Source organism: Thalassospira sp. HJ (assembly GCF_000948415.1).
Classification (GTDB): domain Bacteria; phylum Pseudomonadota; class Alphaproteobacteria; order Rhodospirillales; family Thalassospiraceae; genus Thalassospira.
Window position 1 is genome coordinate 139,127 of the sequence record NZ_JYII01000021.1, and the last position, 23,173, is coordinate 162,299.

The following is a 23,173-nucleotide window of genomic DNA, read 5'->3' on the forward strand; positions in this document are numbered from 1 at the left end:
GGATCCCCAAATGCATCTATTGGCAGCCCAGCCCGGAATGGTCACCGACGGCAGTGAGGCCGTCGACCTTGGACAGCAACCCGGCGATGTGGTGATCCTGTCTGCGGCCGAGTCTGAGCTGGCCTGTCTTGCCGGGGCACAGGGGCGTCTGGTCGAGGCGTTCGGGGATGCAACACCATCCTTGCGTTTGGCAAGCTTGCTGCAGCTTGGTCACAACATGTCGGTCGATCTTTATATCGACGATGTGCTTTCCGATGCCAAATTCATCATCGTGCGCATTCTGGGCGGGCGTGGCTATTGGGATTATGGCATCGAACAACTGGTTGCCGTTGCGCGCGCCAAGGACATTCCCTTGGTCCTGTTGCCCGGTGATGATCAACCCGATGCGGAGCTGTTGTCGCTTTCGACCGTCAAGGGACGTGAATACCAGAATATCTGGCGCTACCTGATCGAGGGTGGACCACAAAATTCCGAGAATTTACTGCGTCTTATATACGAAAGCCTGAATTCAAACGTGAATTGGAACTGGTCGCCCGCCGCCCCGCTGGTCAAGGCTGGCGGCTATTGGCCGGGAAAGGCCCAGGCAAGCTTGGATGACATCAGGGAGAACTGGTTTGAAAATCAACCGGTTACACCGATCATCTTTTATCGTTCGCTGGTGCAGGCCGCCAATCTGGATGTGATTGACGCGCTGGTTGAGGAACTTTGTGCCAATGGTCTGAATCCATTACCGATTTTTGTCGCCAGCCTTAAGGATCCGGTGGCCGCCGCATTGGTCGAGGATTGGCTGGCCGAAACCAGCGCGGATTTGATCCTTAATACCACCGGCTTTGCCATATCTGTTCCGGGATCAGAACGAAAAGGCGGGCCGTTTGATGCGGTCGATGCGCCGGTCTTTCAGGTGGTGCTATCCGGCGGTGGCGAGGAAGCCTGGCGCGATGGCGTCAATGGCCTGGCTGCGCGCGATATCGCGATGAATGTCGCCCTGCCAGAGGTCGATGGTCGTATCCTGTCACGTGCTGTGTCGTTCAAGGGATCGGCTGGCAAGGATGAACTCACCCAGATTGATCTGGTGAAATACATTCCGGTGCGCGATCGCGTGGGTTTTACCGCCGAACTGGCTGCCAACTGGGTGCGCTTGCGCAGAACTGACAGCAGCGCGCGCAAGGTCGCGATGGTGATGGCGAACTATCCCAACAAGGATGCCCGCCTTGGCAACGGGGTCGGGCTTGATACCCCGGCCGGCATGATCGAAACACTGCGTGCCATGCAGGGCGAAGGATACGGGGTCGATGATCTGCCTGCGGATGGCGATGCCCTGATTGCGGCGATCAAGGCCGGGCCGACCAACGATTTCAAATCGCTTGCGACCCGCGAAATCCGTGTGACCTTGTCCCGGACGGACTATCAAAAGGCGTTTGATGCCCTGCCGCAATCCATCCGCGATCAGGTGTTTGAGGCCTGGGGCGATCCGACGAAGGATCCGTTCTATCTGGCGAGTCAGGATGCCTTTGCGCTTTCCATCCTGCCGCTTGGCAATGTGGTGGTCGGGTTGCAGCCCGCGCGCGGCTATAACATTGATCCGCTTGAAAGCTATCACTCGCCCGATCTGGTGCCGCCGCACAACTATTTCGCCTTTTATATCTGGCTGCGGCATGTGTTTGGCGTCGATGCCATCATTCATTTTGGCAAGCATGGCAATATGGAATGGCTGCCGGGCAAGTCACTGGCACTGTCCGAAGACTGCTTCCCCGAGGCCGTCTTTGGTCCGACGCCGCATCTCTATCCGTTTATCGTCAATGATCCGGGCGAAGGCACACAGGCCAAGCGGCGCGCACAGGCCGTCATCCTTGATCATTTGACCCCGCCTTTGACGCGCGCAGAAAGTTACGGGCCGCTCAAGGATCTCGAAGCGCTGGTCGATGAATATTATGACGCCGCCGCGGTTGATCCCCGCCGTCTTGCGATCCTGAAACGCGACATTCTTGAATTGGCAATCCGCATCGGTCTTGATCGTGATTGCGGGATCGAGGCCGGCGAAGACGAAGAAAGCGCGCTTGCCAAACTTGATAACTATCTGTGCGAGCTGAAAGAACTGCAGATCCGTGATGGCCTGCATATTTATGGCAAGGCCCCGGAGGACGATCTTCTGACCGATCTTTTGGTCGCACTTGCCCGTCTGCCACGCGGCGCGGAAATCGGGCCTAAGGCATCGCTGCATCGCGCGATTGCCAAGGATATTCTGTCTGATCCGGCGTTTGATCCGCTTGATTGTGCCTTTGCCGAATTCTGGCCCGGTGCCAAGCCCGATGTGCTGGCGGCATATGATGCGGGGGATATCGGGCCGTGGCGCACCACCGGCGATACCGTGGAACGGATCGAGCTTCTGGCACGTGATCTTGTCAAAGGCACAGTGAAGGCCGATCCGGCATGGTCGGCGGTATGTGACGTTATTTCTGATATCGAAACAAATATTCGCCCGGCGGTAACCGGCTGTGGCCCGGCCGAGATCGAGGGCCTTTTGCGTGGCCTTGCTGGCAAGTTTGTTGAACCCGGTCCATCGGGAGCACCGACCCGTGGTCGCCCGGATGTGTTGCCGACCGGGCGTAATTTCTATTCGGTTGATACCCGTACTGTGCCGACCCCGGCGGCCTGGCAGTTGGGCTGGAAGTCGACCGAGTTGTTGCTGGAACGGCATGTGCAGGATCATGGCGAATGGCCAACTGCGCTGGGCTTGTCGGTCTGGGGGACCAGCAACATGCGCACGGGCGGTGATGATATCGCTCAGGCGCTGGCCCTGATGGGGGTGCGCCCGACTTGGGATAGCGCATCGCGCCGGGTGACCGGGTTTGAAATCATGCCTGCATCGGTGCTGGGCCGGCCGCGTGTGGATGTGACCTTGCGCATTTCCGGCTTCTTCCGCGATGCCTTTCCGGGTCTGATTGATATGTTTGACAGCGCCGTGCGTGCGGTGGCGGACCAAACCGATGAACCGGCTGATACCAATCCGATTGCCATGCGTGTGAAGGCCGAGGCCGAAAAACTTCGAAGCCAAGGTGTGTCTGACGATCAGGCCGCCCGACAGGCCGGGTTCCGTGTCTTCGGCTCCAAACCGGGGGCGTATGGTGCCGGTTTGCAGGCGATGATTGACGAAAAGCTTTGGGAAGACGAAGACGATCTTGCCGATGCCTACCTTGCCTGGGGAAGCTACGCCTATGGCAATGGGGCCGAGGGCACGGCGGCACGCGATCTGTTTGAAACCCGGCTTTCGAAGGTCGACGCAATCGTCCATAATCAGGATAACCGCGAACATGATCTTCTGGACTCGGATGATTATTATCAGTTCGAAGGCGGAATGACATCAGCTGTGCGCAATCTGTCGGGCAAGCAGCCAACAGTTTATCACAGCGACCATTCCCGCCCCGAAAGCCCGAAAATCCGCACGCTTGAAGAAGAAATCGCCCGTGTTGTGCGCGCACGCGTGGTCAATCCCAAATGGATCAAGGGCGTGATGCGCCATGGCTATAAGGGCGCGTTCGAGATGGCGGCAACAGTTGATTATCTGTTTGCCTTTGCCGCGACTGCGCGCTGCGTTGCCGATCATCACTTTGATCTGGTCTATGACGCCTATCTTGGCGATGCCGAGGTGCGCGATTTTATTGCCGATCACAATCCCGATGCGCTTCAGGATATCAAGGATCGCCTGAAGGAGGCGATTGAACGCGGGCTCTGGCAACCGCGGCGCAACAGTGTTTCCGCCGATCTGGGAAGCTAACGGGTCAACTGCCGCTTGTTGTTGGAATCACGGGAATTTTACCGTCGGAACAAACCGGGCAGTTGAAACGTTACGTTTTCGCACCATATCTCAATTAACCAACTGTTAATAAGTTGTGAGGGACGGGGCACCCCTATCGGATCGCCTGCATGGGAAGCAGGTTGATTGAACAGATCGGAGGCCGCGATGGATATCAAGACCAACGTTCGTTTGCCTGATTATCTGCAAACTCCAATGCCTGCCCATGACAGGCATGCAGATATCATCAACTTCCTGCTTTCTGATTTTGACATGCCCGACTGGCTGAGCGCCGACTTGCACGGCAATGGCCGCTATCGCCCGGCCCGTGGGGCCATTCGCGCGGTCCTTGACGTCCGCGAACGCTTCAACGGCGTGCATCGCCCGGTAACGTTCGATGAATTTCATGCCGGCATGACGGAACTCGCCCACCATCTTCCCGGTCCGGATCAAACCAAATTTGAAATCAATGCCAAGGTGAAGATTTATTGGCGCTACCTGCAAGGGGTTGAACGTCAGGTCTGGCGCACCGCCATTGCCGTAGCTCACCTCCGCCTTGATCATTTCCCGGTGGTACGGGATTTCAAAACCCTGATTGAACAGGTCGCGATCAGCCGTGACTGGCTGGAAAAACGCCTTGAGGTGGTCGAAAAAAGCTTCCAAAGCCCGGCAACCCCGCGCAATGACGCAGTTCGCAAGGCTTTGCAACGCTTGCGCCGCATGTCGCCGGGGGATCGCCTTCAACTGTTTAACAAGGCCCGGATGCGCCGCCCGGAACTGCGCAATATCGACATGCGCGAACCCGATAAATGGGCCGATCTGGTGACTGGCGATCTTGGATTGACCACCGGTGAAAGTGCCAGCTGTTAAAGTGTTCTGGCGCAACTGACTTCAAAAGCGCGATCTTACGGGTCGCGCTTTTTGTTTGCGGGATTGTCTTGGCCAATGCAGGCGGGCAAACTCGTTCTGCAACATTTCAGGCAGGCAGGCGCACCGCGTGAAGAACTTGATTTCAAAATCCTTTTTGCTCCCGGCAGTGATGGTTGTTGCTCTACTGGCAAATGGTTCATTGGCACAGGCAGATAACGCCTTGCACTGGACATCTGTGCCAAACGGCCCTTTTCACTGGCAGCTTCAGGGAACGCTTGATGTGGATGACAATATCCGCGTTGTCGGTGCTGATCTGTTCGATACGTCGGCTGATCAGGTTGCAGCCTGGCGCGCGGCCGGGCTTTATCCAATTTGCTATATCAATGTCGGCGCGGTTGAGGACTGGCGGGATGATGCCAAGGAATTCCCGCAAGATGTGATCGGCCAGCCCTATTGGAGGTGGGATGGCGAAAACTGGCTTGATATCAGCCGCTTTGATCGCTTTGCCGATGTGATCACAGCCCGTCTTGATTTGTGCCGGGACAAAGGATTTCTGGCGGTTGAGCCCGATAACATCGATGTCTTTGAAGCCGATCAAAGCAGCAAGCCAACCGGTTTTGACATCACACGCGAAGATCAGCTGCGCTATGTGAACTGGTTGATCACGGAGGCCCATGCGCGCAGCCTTGCCATCGGGCAGAAAAATGCCGCCGACCTTGTGCCCGATCTTGTCGATCAGATGGATTTTGCCCTTCTGGAATCGGCCCATCGGCTGGGTTTCATGGGTGAATTTGACCCCTATGTCGCGCAGGGAAAGCCGGTTTTTGCTGTCGAATATATCGATGAAGGGGCCGATGCAGCGGCCTTTTGTCCAGCTGCTGATGCCCACGGATTTCAGGGCGTGATTGCACGTACCGACCTTGATCACGCACCGCAAAACTGCCCTTGATCCCGGAGGTGGTTTCGCCGCATTCTGGGGCGGCATTTCAAAGGGAAGAAACAATGACTGACAAAAGCCAGCCAGACGTCGATGTCAACGCGCGCCATGATGAAAAAATGAAGAAAATCAAGGCCGCGCGAGACAAGATGATGGCCCAGAAAATCGATAAAAAGGGCCTGATCATTGTCCATACCGGCAAGGGCAAGGGCAAGTCATCCTCGGCCTTTGGTATGGCGATGCGCTGTGTCGGCCATGACATGAAAGTTGGCGTTGTTCAGTTCATCAAGGGCGGCTGGGAAACCGGCGAGGCCAAGCTTCTGAAAAAATTTCCTGATCTTTGTGAATTTCACGCCATGGGCGCGGGCTTTACCTGGGAAACCCAGAACCGTGCGCAGGATGTTGCATTGGCACGTGAAGCCTGGAACAAGGCATTGGAAATGCTGCGTGATCCGAGCTACTCAATGGTCATTCTTGATGAGATCAATATCGTCCTGCGCTATGATTTCCTGCCGCTTGAGGATGTGCTTGAAGCACTCGCCAACAAACTTCCCGATCAGCATATCGTGCTTACCGGGCGCAATGCTCCGGATACCCTGATTGAGGCCGCCGATCTGGTCACGGAAATGACCATGGTCAAACATCCGTTCCGCGAACAGGGCATCAAGGCACAGATCGGCGTCGAGTTTTGATCGGACGCCGATCACCCATATGAAAGTTTTGAAACCGGAATGAGTGTGCAATCTGTTCCCGCCCTGATGTTGCAAGGTACCGGTTCCGATGTCGGGAAATCCTTGCTGGTGGCCGGATTGTGCCGGGCCTATGCCCGCCGGGGCCTGAGGGTCCGCCCGTTCAAACCGCAAAACATGTCGAATAATGCCGCCGTCACCGATGATGGCGGCGAGATCGGCCGCGCACAGGCGCTTCAGGCGCGGGCGGCGGGCGTTGCCACGACGGTTCATATGAATCCGGTCCTGCTCAAACCGCAAAGCGATATCGGTGCGCAGGTGGTCGTCCAGGGCAAGGTCCTGACCAGCGCCAAGGCACGCGATTATTACCGGCTGAAACGGGATCTTCTGCCCAAGGTGGTCGAAAGCTTCGAGATCATGGCATCGGATGCCGATCTTGTCCTGATCGAAGGGGCCGGATCACCGGCCGAGGTCAATCTGCGGGCATCCGACATCGCCAATATGGGTTTTGCAGAGGCCGTTCAGGTCCCGGTCATTCTGGTGGGTGACATTGATCGCGGCGGGGTAATTGCCTCGATCGTTGGGACGCATGCGTTATTGTCGGAGGATGATCGCCGCTGGCTTAAGGGCTATGTGATCAACAAGTTTCGTGGCGATGTCTCGCTGTTTGAGCCGGCGACCGGCATCATTGCTGAAACCTGCGGTCTTGAAAGTTACGGTATCGCAACGTACTGGCCAAATGCCCATAAACTCCCCGCCGAAGATGGCGTGGCGCTCGAAAAGGCCGGGAGATATCACAGAAACAGCGGCGAAGACGCGGGCAAAGTCCTGCGCATTGCCGTGCCGCATCTGCCGCGCATTGCCAATTTTGATGACCTTGATCCGCTGGCGGCCGAGGATGATGTGGAATTGCTGGTGATCAAGCCGGGGCAGGTGATTCCCAGCAATTGTGATCTGGTGCTGTTGCCGGGTTCAAAATCGACCATGGCCGACCTTCGGTTCCTGAAAGAACAAGGTTGGGATATCGATATTCTCGCCCATCATAGGCGTGGCGGCCATGTGATCGGCATTTGCGGCGGCTATCAGATGCTGGGCCGCATGGTCCATGATCCCAATGGCGTCGAGGGTGAGCCCGGCAGTGAGGCCGGGCTTGGCTTGCTTGATATTGAAACCGTCATGGCCGGGGACAAGACGCTGCGCAAGACGCGTGGCATGACCATAGGGCATGATGCTGGGCTTGCCGTCGGGACACCTGTCGATGGCTATGAAATCCATATGGGTCAAACAGATGGACCGGATCGGGCGCGCAGCTGGCTTGATCTGAGTGGTGTTTCTGATGGCGCGATGAGCCCTGATGGCCGGGTTCTGGGCTGTTATCTGCATGGTTTGTTTGGCAGCGATGATTTCCGCCATGCCTTTCTGGGGCGGTTACGCTCGGGTGATGCCCATCAGACGACGCATTTCGAGGCTGGCATTGACGCCGCCCTTGATGAACTGGCCGATCATCTGGAAGCCTGCCTTGATCTTGACGGCATGCTGGAACTGGCAAAAAGCCGCGCCTGACGGGCCGGTTTTAAGCTTTATGTCAGCCATGACCGGTACGTATGGCAAAATTGCACTTCCCGGTGCTTGAAGCTCTTTACTTCGCACGCGTTGCATGGTTTGAGATATCTTGCAGTTCCGGGTTGGAAACGAACCGGGTTATTTGCGGTTTTGGGAATGTTTGCGACCCCGGGGCGGGTCTTTGCAAAACGTTCATCCTTGGTCGGGTATCTTCACGCTCATGCGTCAGTTATATCATTTTTGGCTCTCACCTTTTTCGCGCAAAGTCCGTCTGGTCCTGGCCGAGAAGAAGCTCGATTTCGAACTCGCAGCCGAACCGGTCTGGGAGCGGCGTGACGATTTCCTGCTGCTCAATCCGGCGGGTGAGGTCCCTGTTCTTGTCGAAGAAGACGGGGCGGTGTTTTGTGACTCCACCGTCATTTGCGAGTATCTCGACGAGGTCTATGAGGACGAGCCGAAACTGTTCGGATCGGACGCAAAGCAGCGTGCCGAAATCCGCCGCCTAGTCGCGTGGTTTGATGGCAAATTCAATCGCGAGGTCACCGACCATCTGCTGGGTGAAAAGCTTCTCAAACGCTTCTTTTCGACCGGCACCCCCGATACCAAGGTCCTGCGCGCCGGGCGCACCAATGCGGCCTATCACATGGACTATATCGGCTGGCTGTTTGAACGCCGCAATTGGCTGGCCGGTGATCACCTGACCATGGCCGATCTGGCGGCTGCCGCACAGGTATCCGTGATCGACTATATGGGCGATATCAACTGGTCGAAACATCCCCGCGCCAAGGACTGGTACATGCGGATCAAAAGCCGCCCCGCCATGCGCGATATTCTCGCAGACCGACAGGCCAGCTTCCCGCCATCCAGCCATTATGCGGAACTGGATTTTGAATGACGAATTCATCCATATCTGATGAATTCTACCCTGCCGGAGGCCTCAATACGGCCAGTTACGATCTTCGCGCTGATCTTGATCGTAAGATTTTCGAAGATCCCATTCCCTTCTATTCCCGTCTCGCAGAAAGCCTCGCACACGAGAACGGTGTGCTTGAACTGGGCTGCGGCACCGGGCGGATCAGTGCCGCGATTGCCAGGCTCGGTATCGCGGTTGAGGGGCTTGATCTATCCCCCGCAATGCTGGATCAGGCGCGTGCCAATTACCCCGATCTGACATGGCATCTTGGCAATATGTGCGACTTCGATCTGGGACGTCAATTTGATCTGGTCATCATCCCGTTTCGCGGGCTTCAGGAAGTCACCGATGCAACCGATCAGCGACGTGCCCTTGAGCGCGCCTTTGCCCATCTGAAACCGGGCGGGGCAATTGCGCTTGATCTGATGGATCCCGATTTGCGCTATTGCTTGCCCGAAGGCGATCCGGACCCGCTGGAGCTTCCCGTCTTTCCAATGCCTGATGGTGTCGGTAAGCCGGGCAGTCGCCTTCGTATCACGGCGATGGAACGCACCAATGATCCCCTGACCCAGAAGTTCAGCGAACATTGGCGCTTTGAAGAAATCAATGATCTGGATGAAGTGATTAAGCGCGAGGATTGCTGGCATCATCTGCGCTGGGTTCATCGCAGTGAAATGCGCCTTATGTTGGAGTTGTCCGGTTTCGTTTCGATAACGGAATTTTCGGATTTTCAGGGCAATCCGCCGAAATATGCCAGCAATCAGGTCTGGATGGCAAAACGGCCGGACTGATGCCCGGCCGCTATTATCAGGTATATTGGCTTTGATCGGTTTGGCGATCAGTTTCCGGCAAACTTCGCAGCACTGGTCATGGTTTCCGCACGTTCGTCACTGGTCAGCGGCACCAGACCGTTATCAGCAAGCAAGCCTTCTTCGCCAATCACTGCTTCGGAGACATAGGTCGAGATGAACTCGCCCAGGCTCTGGACCAGCTGCTGGTGGTCATCCTTGACGTAAAGATAAAGCGCGCGCGATGCCGGATAGCTGCCATCAAGGATGGTTTCGTAATCCGGCTCGATGCCGTTGATCGGAACGCCCTGCAGGCGCTCGCGGTTGCGATCCAGATTGTTAAAGCCCATCACGCCATATGAGGTCGGGTCTTTTTCAAGCTTGCTGATGACAAGGCGGTCATTTTCACCTGCCTCGATATAGGCGCCATCTTCGCGAAGCGTACGGCACAGCAAGCGGAAGCTGTCAGGGTCGGATGCCTCAAGGCTTGCGATATCGGAAAATGTCGCGCAGCCCTGATCAAGCAAAAGCTGACCCATAAGATCGCGTGTGCCAGATGTCGGCGGCGGGCCATAAACGCGGATTTTAAGATCCGGCAGGCTCGGGTCGATATCGGACCATTTTTCATGCGGGTTCGGAACACTTGCGCCATTGACCGGAACCGTACGTGCAAGGGCCAGATAAAGCTGGCGGGCGGTAAGTTCCATGGCCGGCGCTTCGCGTGAGCCCAGCATGACAATGCCGTCATAGCCGATCTTGATTTCGCTGATATCGCGAACAGAGTTCGCCGCACAAATTGCGGTCTCCGACCCGGTAATCGGGCGCGATGCATCAACAATATCGGGGAACTGTTCGCCAATGCCGCCACAAAACAGCTTGAAGCCGCCGCCAGATCCGGTGCTTTCAACCACCGGGGCTGGTGCGCCGGTGGTCTTGGCGAAATGCTCGGCGACCTTGGTGGTCAGCGGAAAGATCGTCGAGGATCCGACAATCCTGATCTGATCGCGGGCTTCTGCAGCCGGTGCTGCCAGAAGTGTGATTGATGCGGCAAGGGTAGCCAAGGCAAACGTGCGACGCATTTCGTCCCCCAAAAAACTTTCCGGTGATGGACCGGCAAATGGTTCTACCGGTCATATACAAGGAAATCGATCACCGTGAACCTGTTTTCTGAACTGACGGAGAACCGTCAGTCCGATCCGGTGCGAACATCCATCTTCTCTATATTCGCTTTTGCCGCATCGGCAACAGGGGTTCCGTTTGAAAGTTCTATGACAGTTAGCCAATCACGCCGTGCGAGATCCTTGTCACCGGCGATCTGATGCAGTTTGCCGCGCTCAAAAAGTGCCTGCACATTCTGGGGTTCGCGGCCCAGAACATATTCGATATCGGTCATTGCCAAATCGTAACTTTCAAGCAGGCGCCACGCCGATGCCCGGTAAATCAGGGCTTCGGTATGATCGGGCTGAAGATCAAGGGCGGCATTCAGATCATCAATCGCCTCCCAATACTGCCCGGCAAGGCCAAGCGCCATGGCGCGATCGACCCAAAGCTGCGGGTTATTGGGCACCAGCTCAAGCGCGCGACTTTGATCGCGCCAGGCAAATTCAAGGTTATCGGCCATCATCCAGGCCTGACCGGCCTGGGCCAGCATACCGGCAACCACACCCGGTCCGGCTGTGCTGTCCTTGGCAAGCGCATCAAGGCGGGTCGCGGCCTCTTCATATTTGCCAAGCGATATCAGGGCGACGGCAACGCAGTGGCGTGCCGGTTCCCCACCGCCCAAGTCGCGCCAGGCAATCGCACTTTCAAATCCGTCTTCGGGCTTAAGCTGGGCCAGCTTGATGCAGTCGCGATATTGCTGGCTTTCTTCCTGTGTCATGCCACCGTTGCTTTCGGTCTGGGCACGGGCATCGGGTATGTTTGCGCCGATGCCAACCAACCCCGCCAGACACAGCAAGCCTGTGGCGCGCGCGCGTAGCGAGGAACCGGAAAGTCGTGACATGAAAAAGCTCCGTCTTTGGCAAAAATTTCTCGCAGCCACCATAGAAGATCAATCAGTCGATCCACCATGATTGATTGCGCATATCTGAAGTCTCACAACATGAAAACGGCAAGATAATGATTGTTGTTCCCAAAGCGGGCGTTTGCGGGAACAAATCCCCCTGCCAAAAGGTTTTGTCTGTATGGGACAAGGCCGCTACTGTGCCTTCAAACCAAATCGCCGTGATAAAAGGTGCCTTGATGACCAATAAGCTGTTCTGTTTCGGATTGGGATTTTCCGCCCGCCTTGTCGCCAAAGCGCTTCAGGCAGAAGGCTGGAAAATTGCCGGCACTACCCGAAGTACCGATAAGGCCGAGCAGCTAAAGGCCGAGGGTATCGAACCCTTCATATTTTCTGATGATCAACCGATTGCCGATATCGCGACGGCCCTTAAGGGCGTAACCCATGTTCTGGCATCCGCCCCACCCGGTGGGCAGGGTGATCCGGTGATCCATCACCATGGCAGCGACCTTGCAGCCCTGCCGTCTGGCACCTGGATCGGATACCTTTCGACCACCGGAGTTTACGGTGATCGCGACGGTGCCGAAGTGACCGAGGAAGATGAACTTATACCGAGTGGCAAGCGCGGACGCAGGCGGGTCGCGGCGGAAAAGGCATGGTTTGATCTTGGCCGTCGACATGATCTCTGTGTGCAAAGCTTCCGCTTGGCCGGTATCTATGGCCCGGGGCGCAATGCACTTGAAACCGTGCGATCAGGTCGGGCACGCCGGATCGTCAAACCCGGTCAGGTCTTTTCACGCATCCATGTCGAAGACATCGCCCAGACGGTTCTGGCATCGATCAAGCAACCCAATTGCGGGGCGGCCTATAATGTTTGTGATGATGACGCGGCCCCGCCGCAGGATGTCATCGCTCATGCTTGCGGATTGCTTGGGGTGGATCCGCCACCCGAACAGAATTTCGCCACTGCCAAGCTCAGCCCGATGGCAGCAAGCTTTTATGAAGACAACAAGCGCGTTTCAAATGCGCGAATGAAGCAGGAACTGGGTGTAAAGCTGCGCTATCCGGATTATCGGGCCGGTTTGATGGCGCTTCATGATGAAATTCTGGCCAGATTGCAGGCCCGGGACGAAAATGTTTAATAAAACCGCATTGTTGACCACAATAGCGGGTCGTATATAACCCAAGAGCCTGCGGAAAATCATATCGTCGCCTGTTTCTGTTTTAGCACCATATGATTTTCCACAGGACCCGTTTCGGACCGGATCGCCTGCGCAGTCCGGACCACAAGGCCACCGAGTACCGGCACGTGATGCGGACATCGTCCACATCTTCCCGACCGGCAAGGAGAGAGTAAGCATGGATCGTCGTATTGTAACCGTCTTTGGCGGCACCGGATTTGTCGGACGTCATATCGTCAAGCGTCTGCTTGAGCGCGATTATATCGTTCGCGTCCCGACCAGAAGCTTTGAGCGCGTCAAGAAGCTCAAACCGATGGGCTATCTGGGCCAGGTTGTCCCGGTCCATTGCGATGTGCGCAACGAAGACAGCATCAAGGGCGCGCTTGAAGGATCCGAAGCGGTGATCAACCTGCTGGGTATTCTCTATGAGCGCGGCAGCAAGAATTTCCTCAACATCCACGTCAAGGCGGCCAAACGCATTGCCGAGGAAGCCAAGGCAGCGGGCGTAAAAACCCTACTGCATATGTCGGCACTGGGTGTGGATAAAAACAGCTCGGCCAATTATGCGACTTCGAAGCTGGCTGGAGAAAAGGCCGTGCGCGAAGTCTTCCCGGATGCGGTGATCTTCCGCCCGTCGGTTATCTTTGGCCAGAATGACAACTTCCTGAACAAGTTCGCCACCATGGCGCGTTTCTCGCCGGTTCTGCCGGTCGTTGGTGCGCCGGGCCTGCCGAAAGTTGATCTCGGCGAAGGCAAGGTCGATCTGCACGGCGAAGGTGGTCCGAAATTCCAGCCGGTCTATGTTGGTGATGTTGCCGATGCCTTTGTCGCAGCCCTGACCGAAGGCAAATCTGCCGGTAAGACCTATGAGCTTGGCGGACCGGAAACCTATTCCTTCATGGCGCTGCTGCAGGACATGCTGCGCATCACTCGTCAGCGCGCCATCCTGATGCCGGTTCCGTTCTGGCTGGCCTCGATCAAGGCATTCTTCCTGCAGTTCCTGCCGGTACCGCCGATCACTCCGGATCAGGTCCGGTTGCTGAAAACCGATAACGTTGTTTCCGAAGGTGCGGACGGTTTTGCCGAACTTGGCATTACCCCAAACAGCCTGGAAGCAATCGCACCCTCCTATCTGAAACGCTTCTGCCCGCCGCGCAAATCGGGCGAGTTCCGCCGTTTCGTCTAAGGCGTGCGAATCTAAGATACAAAAAACCCCGCCGACAGATCGGCGGGGTTTTTCTATTAAGATGGGCAGCATAGGCGCCGCCTGTGAAACAGGTGATCAGCTATGCTAGAGGAAGTCACCAACAATGCCGATGATCTCTTCGCGTGACGGTGCCTGAATGACCGGCTCGCCGCCCGGACGTTCGATCATGATGACCGGAATGCCTAAATTGCGCGCTGCCTCGATCTTGGCATAGGTCGCACCCCCGCCGCTATTCTTGCTGACGATGACATCGATCTCGTGGCGTTCAAGAAGCTCGGTCTCGCTTTCAACGCTGAATGGGCCACGGGCAAACAGCCATTCACCATGTTCCAGATCAAAAGGATCGCGCGGGGCATCAACGGTGCGGACAAGCAGCCATGTTTTTTCAAGCCCTTCAAAGGCATGCAGGTTCTTCGCCCCACTTGCAATCAATGCGCGTGTGCCGACTTCAGGCAGGATTTTCGCGGCTTCCTCGATCGATTGCACCGAAATCCAGTTGTCCTTGTCGGTCTTTTCCCATGCCGGGCGGTGGAACTGAATGCAGGGCATGGCGACCGCGTGACAGGCCTGGGCGACATTGTGCGAGATTTCGGTGGCATAGGGATGGGTGGCGTCAATCACCAGATCGATCTGTTCGCTTTTGACATAGGAAATAATGCCTTCGGGTCCGCCGAAACCGCCAATGCGGACCGGCACGCCATCGGGCAGGCTGGGGGCGCTGGTGCGCCCGGCAAGCGAAAGCTGCAGGCGAATGTCGCTGCCAAATTCATGCAGCAGGTCTTCGGCAATGCGATTTGCGTCTCCGGTCCCGCCAAAAATAAGGATGTGCTTCGGACGGCTGGCAGGACGGGCGAGGGACATGGGCAGAAAACCTTTTTGTTGCTTTGTCGTTTGGTCGGATCGGCTGACAACCGGTCTGCGGGACCAGTTTAACGAACCAATCGTTACGATGTAACTGGTCGGAACCGATCAAAATCGCCAATGCCGTGGCGGGCAACGATGGTGCCGCTGCGATCGGTAATGACGATTTCGACCGCCGATGCACCATCAAGCGTGGCACGCGCGGATTCGCAGGCCTGACGGGCAATGGTGTCTTCAATTTTAACGTTTGCCGCCTGACAAAGTTCCAGAACCTGTTTGGCTGTGTTGGCGGTGCGACACTGCTCTTGCAGGCTTTCATCGCCGCCACATGTCGCCACTGTTTGCGTCAGTCGATCAAAATCGACCTGTGATCTGCTTGAATGCAAATCAAGATGACCTTGGGCAAGCTTGACCAGCTTGGCAAAACCGCCAGCAATGCTGACAAAGGCAATCGGGTTCTTGCGCAGATATTTGAGCATCCCGCCGACAAAGTCGCCCATATCCAGAATGGCTTCTTCGGGCAGGCCATAGAACGCCCGAATGGCGGCCTCTGACGTTTTGCCAGTTGCCCCGGCAACGTGTTCGCGCTTGGTGGCACGCGCGACATCAATGCCGCGATGGATGGAATGAATCCACGCTGAACAGCTAAACGGAATGACAATTCCCGTCGTGCCCAGAACCGACAATCCACCAACAATGCCAAGGCGCCCGTTCCATGTTTTGGTGGCGATCTCGGCACCGCCGGGAATGGAAATCTCGATCTCGACATCGGCATTTGCGCCAAACTGATCGCAAAGCGCTTCGATCTGTCCGACCATCATTTCGCGTGGCTTGGGATTGATCGCGGGTTCGCCCGGCGGTAATGGCAATCCCGGTTTGGTGATGGTTCCTACCCCCTCGCCGGCATGGAATGTGATGCCGCTTCCGGGCTTACCGATGCGCACGGTCGATATGATTTCCGCCCCGTGGGTGACATCGGGATCGTCACCGGCATCCTTGATCACGCTGGCCCGCGCCCAACCATCGCCCTTTTCCGCCTTGACCAGCTGAAATGTCGGGGTTTCCCCACGCGGAAGGGTGATGGTGACCGGATCAGGAAACGCGCCGGACAGCAATGCCTGCCACGCCGCACGGGTTGCAGCGGTGGCACAGGCCCCCGTGGTCCATCCCTTGCGCAGTGGTCCGTCCGGTTTTCGCGTCATCAGATGATTTTTTCCTGTTAATCGTGCCGGTGTTTTCGGTATTGAGGGCGCGGGTGAAAGTCGCTTGGGAAACTCAATTAAACATCATTAATTATGTTGTTTGAAAAGTTATACGAAAAAATATCGGAAATATGTTGTGCGTATCGTTTGATTGCTGTTTAACATATCTTCTTGATGTGGTCCTGCACAGAGGGCTGCATTCCATTTAAGTAGAAGTAATACGTGATGACGAACCTTGGTGTTGATTTTCCGGTTTTTGAACCGGGTTGGGTATGGCTTGTTGGCGCGGGGCCGGGTGATCCCGGTCTGTTGACGCTGCATGCCGTCAATGCCATGCAACAGGCCGATGTCGTTGTCTATGATGCGCTGGTCGATGAACGGATTTTGAACCTTCTGCGCAGTGACGCCGAGCGCATCTATGCCGGCAAGCGCGGTGGTCGTCCGTCATCCAAACAAACCGATATTTCCCTGCAGCTTGTCGAACTGGCCAAACAGGGCCTGCGTGTCCTGCGCCTGAAGGGTGGCGATCCGTTCGTCTTTGGCCGCGGCGGGGAAGAAGGCATGACGCTTGTCGATCACAATGTGCCCTTCCGCGTTGTGCCGGGCATTACCGCTGGCATCGCCGGTGCGGCCTATGCCGGTATTCCGACCACCCATCGCGATTGCAACTCGTCTGTCACCTTTGTCACCGGTCACGGATCAAGTGGCGATGTTCCGGACAATATCAACTGGGCGGCCCTTGCCAAGGGTGCGCCGGTGCTGGTCATGTATATGGCGATGAAACATCTGCGCCGGATTTCTTCGGAACTGATGAAAAATGGCCGGGCGGCGGATGAACCGCTTGCCGTGATCAGTCAGGCAACCACACCGGGGCAGGGCATTCTGATCACCACCCTTGAAAAGGCGGCTGATGATGTCGAACGCGAAGGCGTGGAACCGCCTGCGGTGTGCATTCTGGGCAAGGTTGTCGGGCTGCGCGATCGTCTGAACTGGCTTTCGCCGCAGGATGATGTGACCGCCGTGCGCCACGTGCCGTTCGAACAGGTGTTTGACCTGATCACCACACCGGCTGATCCCCTGAAAGACTAACTGCTTAGGCCATCCATTCAGGACGGCAACAGATTGATATATATCGTTGCCGGGGCGATTGGCGATTGTACAATCGCAGCAATTCTTTTGACCCGGATGGATCATGGACGAACAGCAGGTATTGATACGCATCCTTGAAAGCGGTTGGGCACAATGTGCCGATATCGTGCGCACGGATGGCGGCGTGCTTTTGACGGCACTTGTGGCGGGCCTTGTCGGCAGTGCGACCCATTGCGTTGGCATGTGTGGTCCGTTCGTCATCAGCCAGGTCACCAGCCGGATGGAACAGCTCCCGGTCGAAAAAATGAGCGAGTTCCGTCGTCTGACCGGTGCGGCCCTGCTGCCCTATCAGTTCGGGCGTTTGTCAACTTATTGCCTGCTCGGCATTTTGGCCGGCTATTTCACCGACAGCATCAGTGTCCTGACCCGTGTCTGGTGGATCGGGCCGGTCCTGCTGATTGCGGCGGGTTTGTTTTTCCTCCTGTTTGGCATTCTTGGCCTGATGCCCCATCTGGGCGGCTTGTTGCCATCGACCGGTGAATCACGCTGGTGGAACAAACTGGTCGGCAATCATGCGCGTGGGCTGTTTGCCGCTCCTTTTGGTTGGCGGGGCTATTTGCTCGGTGTGATGCTGGGCTTTATTCCCTGTGGCTTGGTCTATGGCGCGCTTGTCATGGCGGCTGCCACCGGGGCTGCGCTCAATGGCGGGGTGGTGATGCTGGTCTTTGGTCTTGGCACCGTGCCGATGCTGTTTGTCACCGGTTTTGTCGGACAATATGCCGCACAGCGGTTCCGGGCCCTGATGGTGCCGGTCGGGCGTGGGCTTATGATTATTAACGGTGTGATCCTGTTTGCCTTGGCGGCAGCGACACTTGCCTAACGAATGGCCGGCATACCAAAGCCCCGTATTTTCAGGGGATTGTGATCAAGTGTGAGCTTTCCCACAGGGGCTGACCTTGCAAGAATGACCGGGATATTTATAGTGCCGGGTCAGTTTGTGACGCACAAAGATCGGTTGTCTGTAACGGCATAACCGGCAAAGACATGAGGGTGGACGCGTGAGCAAAAAGACGCTTCTGGCAATTCTGGGTATTGCCCTAGTTCTTGGGATCGGCCTGACCTATCGTCTGATGATGATGGGAACCGAAACCGGATCATCAGGTTCGGCTGCCATCGGCGGTTCGTTCGAACTGGTCAATCAGGATGGCGAAACCGTCACCCAGGAAGACTTTGCGGGCAAATACATGCTGGCCTATTTCGGCTATACCTTCTGCCCGGATGTCTGCCCGACCGAATTGCAGGTCATGGGCACCGCCCTTGATATGATGCCCCAGGACATCGCTGATGAAATCACCCCGGTCTTCTTCACCGTCGATCCAGAACGCGACACGGTCGAAGCAGTTGCCGAATACGTCCCCTATTTCCATGAACGCATGGTTGGTTTGACTGGCACGGTCGAACAGACGACGGCGGCTGCCAAGGCCTATCGGGTCTATTACGCCAAGGCGATCCCCGAAGGTCAGCCCGAAGACACCGACAGCTATCTGATGGACCATTCATCGTTTGTCTATCTGATGGATCGCGAGGGCAAATTCGTCCGTCACTTCAATTACGGCACCAGCCCCGAAGACATGGCAAAGGGTGTGACCGAGGCCGTCAAAAAGAACGGCTGATAATGTGATTGAGTTTGGCTCCCAAGCCGCGCAATGCCATGATCACGGCTGATGAATTCGGCTCGGAGACAGCCTAGGGTCAGGACCTACTGATTTGGTGTGAATGGCAGACGTTATATTTGTGAAATCCAAGGAAGAGCCCGCCGGGCGGGCCGGCATCCCGGCCAAGGGGTTTGACGTCGGAGTTTGCAAATATAACGTCTGTCCTTCGGATTAACCGGATTTGCACGGGCTACATTGTCGCAAAGCCTTGAAAGATGTATATCTTCCTGCGGCTTTGCTCCGTGTATCCGTACAAATCCGGTGAACCATTCACACCAAATCAGTAGGTCCTGACCCTAAATGCCTGACACCATTCCGGGGATCGTGATCGCGGCCCCCGCGTCCAACAGTGGCAAAACCGTGATTACCCTGGCGCTTTTGCGTGCCCTGACACGTAGCGGTCATGCGGTTGCTGCGGCCAAAACCGGTCCGGACTATATCGATCCCGCTTTTCAGGCCGCGGCCTGCCGCGATACCTGCATCAATCTTGATCCATGGGCGATGACACCCGATCAGATCAAGGGCCTTGCGACCGACCACGTCAAAGGCAAAGCCTTTTTGATGTGTGAAGGGGTGATGGGCCTGTTTGACGGGGCGGCGAATGGTGATGGCTCGACTGCTGATCTTGCGGCCCTTGCCAGGTGGCCGGTTGTTCTGGTTGTCGATGTCAAAGGGCAGTCGGCATCAGCCGCGGCTGTCATTTCAGGCTTTGCCAAATTTCGCGATGACATCAATGTCGCCGGTGTGATCCTTAACCGTGTCGGAAGCGACCGCCACAAACAAATGATCGTTGATGCCTGCGCCAAACATCTGCCCGACCTGCCGGTTCTGGGCGCGGTCCGGCGTAGCGAAGATCTGATCCTGCCCGAACGCCACCTTGGTCTGGTGCAGGCGGGTGAACATTCCGAACTTGATGCGTTGCTGGATCGTGCGGCTGATATCATCAGCCAAGATGTTGATCTCAATACCTTGATCGCACTGATCGATCAGAAGTCCGGGAAGGCCAAGAAAGCCGGAAAGTCTGGCAAATCCGCGAAGGCCGAACAAAACGCCCCAGTGATTGCCCCGCTCGGGAGCCATATCGCGGTGGCGCGGGATGCCGCCTTTGCCTTTAGCTATCCCCATCTTCTGGATGGCTGGCGCGCAAGTGGTGCGAAGATTTCCTTTTTCTCGCCACTGGCCGATGAGGCCCCCAGCCCCGATTGCGATGCGATCTATCTGCCCGGCGGTTATCCCGAGCTTCACGCCGAAACCCTTGCCGCCGCCAAAGTCTTCAAGGCCGGGATGCGGGATGCGGCCCAAAAGGGTGTCCTGATTTACGGTGAATGCGGGGGCTATATGACCCTTGGCAAGGGCCTTGTCGATGCCAGTGGCACACGCCATGAAATGCTGGGGCTATTGCCGCTTGAAACAAGCTTCGCCAGCCGCCGGCTGCGTCTTGGCTACCGGGAGGCGCAGCTGGGCATCCCGACCCCGTTTGGTCCGGCGGGCATGAAGCTGCGCGGACATGAATTTCATTATGCGACGACGCTTTCGGAAGACGGCATGCCGTTTTGCCGGATGAAAACGGCAACCGGTCTTGATCTAGGGCCAGCAGGGCTGGTGGAAGGCCGTATTTTCGGCTCCTTCTTCCATATGATCGCACAGAGTTGATCAAAGCGGTATCAGACGTGAATTCATCGGGGCATACGTGGTGCTTAGACTGTGTTATGTCTGATCGACGGCCCGATTGAGAGAGACCATGGATAAAAAAGCCCCCGCTGCGATAGGACCTGAACCGTTCTGGGAAACCAAGACACTTGCGGAAATGACGCAGGAAGAATGGGAATCCCTGTGCGATGGCTGTGGCAAATGTTGCCTGCACAAGCTTCAGGATGAAGAAGACGATTTCGTCTATTACACCTCGGTCGCCTGTCGGCTGCTTGATTGTCATAGCTGCCGTTGCAAGGACTATCCCAATCGTACTGAACACGTTCCTGATTGCGTCCAGCTTTCCAAGGAAAATGTCGAAACCCTGAACTGGATGCCGTCAACCTGTGCCTATCGCCTGCTGGCCGAGGGCAAACCACTGCCCGATTGGCATCCGCTGAAAACCGGTTTCCCTGACTCGGCCATCATGGCGGGCATGTCGGTGCGCGGCATGGCCATCCCCGAAGATGAAGCCCACCCGGATCTGACCCGCTATATCGTGAAATGGCCCGCCTGATACAATTTGGCGTTGTAGTGGGTCCTTAAGCAACTCTCAGAAGGGTAACGTTAGGTCTCCTTGCAATGAGTGTCCTGCTTTCCCACCTGAATGAAATCAGAAATTGAAATCATCAGGAACGGGCAATGTTTGGCAAAAGCAGTGGTAGTAAAGACGCACAGCAGATCTTTGACGCCTTGAGCAAGTCTATGGCTGTGATCGAGTTTGAGCCGGATGGCACAATCATCACCGCGAATGACAACTTCCTGAAAACCATGGGCTATGAGCTTTCAGAGATTGTTGGCCAACATCATCGAATGTTCATGCCAGATGAGCTGTTTGACCAGACTGAATACGAAAAGTTCTGGGCTGATCTGCGGGCCGGACAATTCGCATTCGGTGCCATGGCGCGTCAGAAAAAGAACGGCGAGATGATCTGGCTGGAAGCCAGCTATAACCCGATCCTTGATCGCAATGGCAAGGTCAAAAGGGTTTTCAAATTTGCCACCGACATCACGGAACGCCGCGTCGAACGTGCAATGTGGCAAAGCGTTTTCAGGGCCACCGATCAGATTTCCGAGGAAATCGCCGGTATTCAGGGGATCTCCAACGAAGTCGTTGATGCGCTTCAGGGGATCAGCAGTTCCATTGAAACTGCACGTGATAGCGTGACCAACATCGCCTCTGCGGTCGAAGAACAAACTTCGGTCACGGACGGTGTTTCGCAAAACATGCAAAGCATGGCGGTTGCGGTTGAAGTGCTGTCGACAAGCCTTGGCGAGATTTCGAGCATGTCCGGACTTGTCGGGGATTCGGTGGGCCGCACCAGGTCCGCCGCGGAAATTCTCGCACGCTGATTTTAGGGCGCAAGCTAACGAGCTTGCGCGAAGGGGCTGGAACCATTTGGTTCCGGCCCCTTTTGTTTGTGACAGTTTAAAGATGTTCGCATCTGCCAATATCGAACCCCTTGCCTTGCTCTTGCTGAAATCACAAGAATGTCGGTCTGAAACTGGTATAGTTGACCCCGATAGGGGCAATGGCGGGGCAATAAGGCAATGAACAGCGATCATCTGCGCATTGATGTTCTTGGCGTTGGCGAGGCATTCGATCCGAATTTTGAAAATTCATCTGTTGTCGTGTCTGCGGGCGATTTCCGTCTGCTGATTGATTGCGGCGCGACGGCGGCCGGCCATCTGATGGGCAAGTTTCCTGATCCCGACGCAATTGATGCGATCTATTTTACCCACATGCATCCCGACCATATTTTTGGTCTGGTGCCGATCATGCTGAACTGGCGTGATGACGGGCGGTCCAAGCCGCTGCGCATTCTGTGTTCGCCGCAATTGCGCACCCATCTTGAAAAACTGATGGAACTTGGCTTCACCGGTTTGGGATCGGCCTGGCCCTTTACCATCATCTGGCATTCGATTGCCGACACATCAAAAATCGGCCCGTTTGAATGTCGCTTTGCCCGGTCTGACCATAGTGTCCAGAACCATGCCATCCTGCTTCGCTATGCCGACAAGGGCTTTGCCTATTCAGGCGATGGCAATGTCACGGCCGACACTGCCGCCCTGTTTACCGGTGCGGATCTGGTGTTTCAGGAAACCTATCTGATCAAACATGATCCGCAGCATGCGGCCCATTGTGATCTTGAAACGGTTTTGAAACTGGCATCCGACATGCCTGGTGCGCGGTTCTGGCTTTATCACGTCAAACGCGATGTGCGGGCCGAGATGGCCCAGGTCATTCACGGCAATGAGCAGGTCCGCATGGCCGTGCCGGGCGAAGTGATAGAAATCCGCTAGGCTGCGAAAGTTTCCCGAAAACACCGCACAGATATAAAAAATGCCCAGCACATGGCCGGGCATTTTGGCATTCAACGATAGCGGTGTCTGATCAATGGACCGCGCGCGGTTCCATGTCGTGCTGGCGGATGGCAGCATCCGCAACAGCATGGTTTTCAAACGATGCGATATGGGTGCCGTCTGCGGTAAACACGCCATAAACCAGTTCGTCACTGTCTTCCTCGGTATTGGGGACCTGACGGACATAGGCAAAGTCATGAATACCCAACAGGGCGAAGTCACCATTTGACAGAAGGCCGGTATCCTGACCGATCCGCTGCGGGCTTTTGGTGTCGTGGTTGTCTGTCCGGTTTGTCATTTTAACCACTCC

Annotated in this window: 21 protein-coding genes; 16 read left to right on the forward strand and 5 right to left on the reverse strand. The window is 56.1% G+C overall.

Translation table 11 applies throughout. From position 1 onward, the window contains the following. Positions 1 to 10 precede the first annotated feature (10 nt). The 7 genes from cobN to UF64_RS18480 all read left to right on the forward strand — a co-directional run bounded on the left by cobN (position 11) and on the right by UF64_RS18480 (position 9,556). Positions 11 to 3,775: a cobaltochelatase subunit CobN gene (cobN, locus tag UF64_RS18450; protein ID WP_044830080.1), complete on the forward strand. Its 3,765-nt coding sequence runs from the start codon at positions 11 to 13 to the stop codon at positions 3,773 to 3,775. Positions 3,776 to 3,961: 186 nt separating this feature from the next. Further along, positions 3,962 to 4,663: a hypothetical protein gene (locus UF64_RS18455; RefSeq protein ID WP_044830081.1), complete on the forward strand. Its 702-nt coding sequence runs from the start codon at positions 3,962 to 3,964 to the stop codon at positions 4,661 to 4,663. Positions 4,664 to 4,790: 127 nt separating this feature from the next. Continuing rightward, the gene (locus UF64_RS18460) at positions 4,791 to 5,612 is read left to right on the forward strand and encodes an endo alpha-1,4 polygalactosaminidase (protein WP_235285156.1); all 822 of its coding nucleotides are present in this window, start codon (positions 4,791 to 4,793) and stop codon (positions 5,610 to 5,612) included. A gap of 53 nt (positions 5,613 to 5,665) precedes the next feature. Then, entirely contained in the window at positions 5,666 to 6,292 is a 627-nt protein-coding gene (gene cobO / locus UF64_RS18465; protein ID WP_044830083.1) for a cob(I)yrinic acid a,c-diamide adenosyltransferase, read from the forward strand. A 39-nt stretch (positions 6,293 to 6,331) separates the two neighbouring features. Continuing rightward, the gene (locus UF64_RS18470) at positions 6,332 to 7,852 is read left to right on the forward strand and encodes a cobyric acid synthase (RefSeq protein ID WP_044830084.1); all 1,521 of its coding nucleotides are present in this window, start codon (positions 6,332 to 6,334) and stop codon (positions 7,850 to 7,852) included. Positions 7,853 to 8,072: 220 nt separating this feature from the next. Beyond that, a complete protein-coding gene (locus UF64_RS18475; RefSeq protein WP_044830085.1) occupies positions 8,073 to 8,747 on the forward strand; it encodes a glutathione S-transferase family protein in 675 nt (224 codons plus the stop codon). Further along, positions 8,744 to 9,556 carry a class I SAM-dependent methyltransferase gene (locus UF64_RS18480; protein WP_044830086.1) on the forward strand — a complete coding sequence of 271 codons (813 nt, stop codon included), beginning with the start codon at positions 8,744 to 8,746 and terminating at the stop codon, positions 9,554 to 9,556. The genes UF64_RS18475 and UF64_RS18480 overlap by 4 nt, the downstream gene beginning before the upstream one ends. Before the next feature lie 47 nt (positions 9,557 to 9,603). Here the strand turns inward: UF64_RS18480 and UF64_RS18485 are convergent, their stop codons facing one another. Continuing rightward, positions 9,604 to 10,632, reverse strand: coding sequence for a substrate-binding domain-containing protein (locus UF64_RS18485; RefSeq protein ID WP_044830087.1), 1,029 nt, complete (start codon positions 10,630 to 10,632; stop codon positions 9,604 to 9,606). Between the two features lie 107 nt (positions 10,633 to 10,739). Next, the gene (locus UF64_RS18490; RefSeq protein WP_044830088.1) at positions 10,740 to 11,555 is read right to left on the reverse strand and encodes a tetratricopeptide repeat protein; all 816 of its coding nucleotides are present in this window, start codon (positions 11,553 to 11,555) and stop codon (positions 10,740 to 10,742) included. A gap of 239 nt (positions 11,556 to 11,794) precedes the next feature. Here UF64_RS18490 and UF64_RS18495 point away from each other — a divergent pair, with 239 nt between their 5' ends. Next, complete coding sequence (locus tag UF64_RS18495; RefSeq protein WP_044830270.1) at positions 11,795 to 12,697, forward strand: SDR family oxidoreductase; 903 nt, start codon at positions 11,795 to 11,797, stop codon at positions 12,695 to 12,697. 217 nt (positions 12,698 to 12,914) lie between these two features. Next, positions 12,915 to 13,922, forward strand: a complete 1,008-nt coding sequence (locus UF64_RS18500; protein ID WP_044830089.1) for a complex I NDUFA9 subunit family protein — start codon at positions 12,915 to 12,917, stop codon at positions 13,920 to 13,922. Between the two features lie 105 nt (positions 13,923 to 14,027). On the opposite strand, the gene UF64_RS18505 is transcribed toward UF64_RS18500, so the two are convergent. Next, positions 14,028 to 14,804 carry a cobalt-precorrin-6A reductase gene (locus tag UF64_RS18505; RefSeq protein WP_044830090.1) on the reverse strand — a complete coding sequence of 259 codons (777 nt, stop codon included), beginning with the start codon at positions 14,802 to 14,804 and terminating at the stop codon, positions 14,028 to 14,030. Between the two features lie 83 nt (positions 14,805 to 14,887). Then, on the reverse strand, positions 14,888 to 16,006 hold the full coding sequence (locus UF64_RS18510) for a cobalt-precorrin-5B (C(1))-methyltransferase (protein ID WP_044830091.1): 1,119 nt from the start codon (positions 16,004 to 16,006) through the stop codon (positions 14,888 to 14,890). 225 nt (positions 16,007 to 16,231) lie between these two features. On the opposite strand from UF64_RS18510, the gene cobA reads away from it, so the two are divergent. From cobA to UF64_RS18545, 7 genes are all read left to right on the forward strand, one after another. Next, entirely contained in the window at positions 16,232 to 17,095 is an 864-nt protein-coding gene (cobA, locus tag UF64_RS18515) for a uroporphyrinogen-III C-methyltransferase (RefSeq protein ID WP_044830092.1), read from the forward strand. Between the two features lie 103 nt (positions 17,096 to 17,198). Continuing rightward, positions 17,199 to 17,975 carry a sulfite exporter TauE/SafE family protein gene (locus UF64_RS18520; protein WP_044830093.1) on the forward strand — a complete coding sequence of 259 codons (777 nt, stop codon included), beginning with the start codon at positions 17,199 to 17,201 and terminating at the stop codon, positions 17,973 to 17,975. Positions 17,976 to 18,153: 178 nt separating this feature from the next. Then, a complete protein-coding gene (locus tag UF64_RS18525; RefSeq protein ID WP_044830094.1) occupies positions 18,154 to 18,768 on the forward strand; it encodes an SCO family protein in 615 nt (204 codons plus the stop codon). Positions 18,769 to 19,110: 342 nt separating this feature from the next. Further along, positions 19,111 to 20,463 (forward strand): cobyrinate a,c-diamide synthase, encoded by a 1,353-nt coding sequence (locus UF64_RS18530; RefSeq protein ID WP_082049896.1) that lies wholly within the window; start codon positions 19,111 to 19,113, stop codon positions 20,461 to 20,463. A gap of 88 nt (positions 20,464 to 20,551) precedes the next feature. After that, positions 20,552 to 21,016, forward strand: a complete 465-nt coding sequence (locus UF64_RS18535) for a YcgN family cysteine cluster protein (RefSeq protein ID WP_044830095.1) — start codon at positions 20,552 to 20,554, stop codon at positions 21,014 to 21,016. Between the two features lie 125 nt (positions 21,017 to 21,141). Continuing rightward, positions 21,142 to 21,852, forward strand: coding sequence for a PAS domain-containing protein (locus tag UF64_RS18540; RefSeq protein WP_052657705.1), 711 nt, complete (start codon positions 21,142 to 21,144; stop codon positions 21,850 to 21,852). A gap of 198 nt (positions 21,853 to 22,050) precedes the next feature. After that, complete coding sequence (locus tag UF64_RS18545) at positions 22,051 to 22,803, forward strand: MBL fold metallo-hydrolase (protein ID WP_044830096.1); 753 nt, start codon at positions 22,051 to 22,053, stop codon at positions 22,801 to 22,803. A 91-nt stretch (positions 22,804 to 22,894) separates the two neighbouring features. Here the strand turns inward: UF64_RS18545 and UF64_RS18550 are convergent, their stop codons facing one another. Continuing rightward, complete coding sequence (locus UF64_RS18550; protein WP_044830097.1) at positions 22,895 to 23,161, reverse strand: DUF1150 family protein; 267 nt, start codon at positions 23,159 to 23,161, stop codon at positions 22,895 to 22,897. Positions 23,162 to 23,173 lie beyond the last annotated feature (12 nt).

Coding starts and splice junctions, on each gene's coding strand:
- cobA (WP_044830092.1), top strand. CDS start 16,232: ATGACGAACCTTGGTGTTGATTTTCCGGTTTTTGAACCGGGTTGGGTA.
- UF64_RS18535 (WP_044830095.1), top strand. CDS start 20,552: ATGGATAAAAAAGCCCCCGCTGCGATAGGACCTGAACCGTTCTGGGAA.
- UF64_RS18500 (WP_044830089.1), top strand. CDS start 12,915: ATGGATCGTCGTATTGTAACCGTCTTTGGCGGCACCGGATTTGTCGGA.
- UF64_RS18545 (WP_044830096.1), top strand. CDS start 22,051: ATGAACAGCGATCATCTGCGCATTGATGTTCTTGGCGTTGGCGAGGCA.
- UF64_RS18475 (WP_044830085.1), top strand. CDS start 8,073: ATGCGTCAGTTATATCATTTTTGGCTCTCACCTTTTTCGCGCAAAGTC.
- UF64_RS18540 (WP_052657705.1), top strand. CDS start 21,142: ATGTTTGGCAAAAGCAGTGGTAGTAAAGACGCACAGCAGATCTTTGAC.
- cobO (WP_044830083.1), top strand. CDS start 5,666: ATGACTGACAAAAGCCAGCCAGACGTCGATGTCAACGCGCGCCATGAT.
- UF64_RS18495 (WP_044830270.1), top strand. CDS start 11,795: ATGACCAATAAGCTGTTCTGTTTCGGATTGGGATTTTCCGCCCGCCTT.
- UF64_RS18520 (WP_044830093.1), top strand. CDS start 17,199: ATGGACGAACAGCAGGTATTGATACGCATCCTTGAAAGCGGTTGGGCA.
- UF64_RS18485 (WP_044830087.1), bottom strand. CDS start 10,632: ATGCGTCGCACGTTTGCCTTGGCTACCCTTGCCGCATCAATCACACTT.
- UF64_RS18455 (WP_044830081.1), top strand. CDS start 3,962: ATGGATATCAAGACCAACGTTCGTTTGCCTGATTATCTGCAAACTCCA.
- UF64_RS18510 (WP_044830091.1), bottom strand. CDS start 16,006: ATGACGCGAAAACCGGACGGACCACTGCGCAAGGGATGGACCACGGGG.
- UF64_RS18530 (WP_082049896.1), top strand. CDS start 19,111: ATGCCTGACACCATTCCGGGGATCGTGATCGCGGCCCCCGCGTCCAAC.
- UF64_RS18480 (WP_044830086.1), top strand. CDS start 8,744: ATGACGAATTCATCCATATCTGATGAATTCTACCCTGCCGGAGGCCTC.
- UF64_RS18470 (WP_044830084.1), top strand. CDS start 6,332: ATGAGTGTGCAATCTGTTCCCGCCCTGATGTTGCAAGGTACCGGTTCC.
- UF64_RS18490 (WP_044830088.1), bottom strand. CDS start 11,555: ATGTCACGACTTTCCGGTTCCTCGCTACGCGCGCGCGCCACAGGCTTG.
- cobN (WP_044830080.1), top strand. CDS start 11: ATGCATCTATTGGCAGCCCAGCCCGGAATGGTCACCGACGGCAGTGAG.
- UF64_RS18550 (WP_044830097.1), bottom strand. CDS start 23,161: ATGACAAACCGGACAGACAACCACGACACCAAAAGCCCGCAGCGGATC.
- UF64_RS18505 (WP_044830090.1), bottom strand. CDS start 14,804: ATGTCCCTCGCCCGTCCTGCCAGCCGTCCGAAGCACATCCTTATTTTT.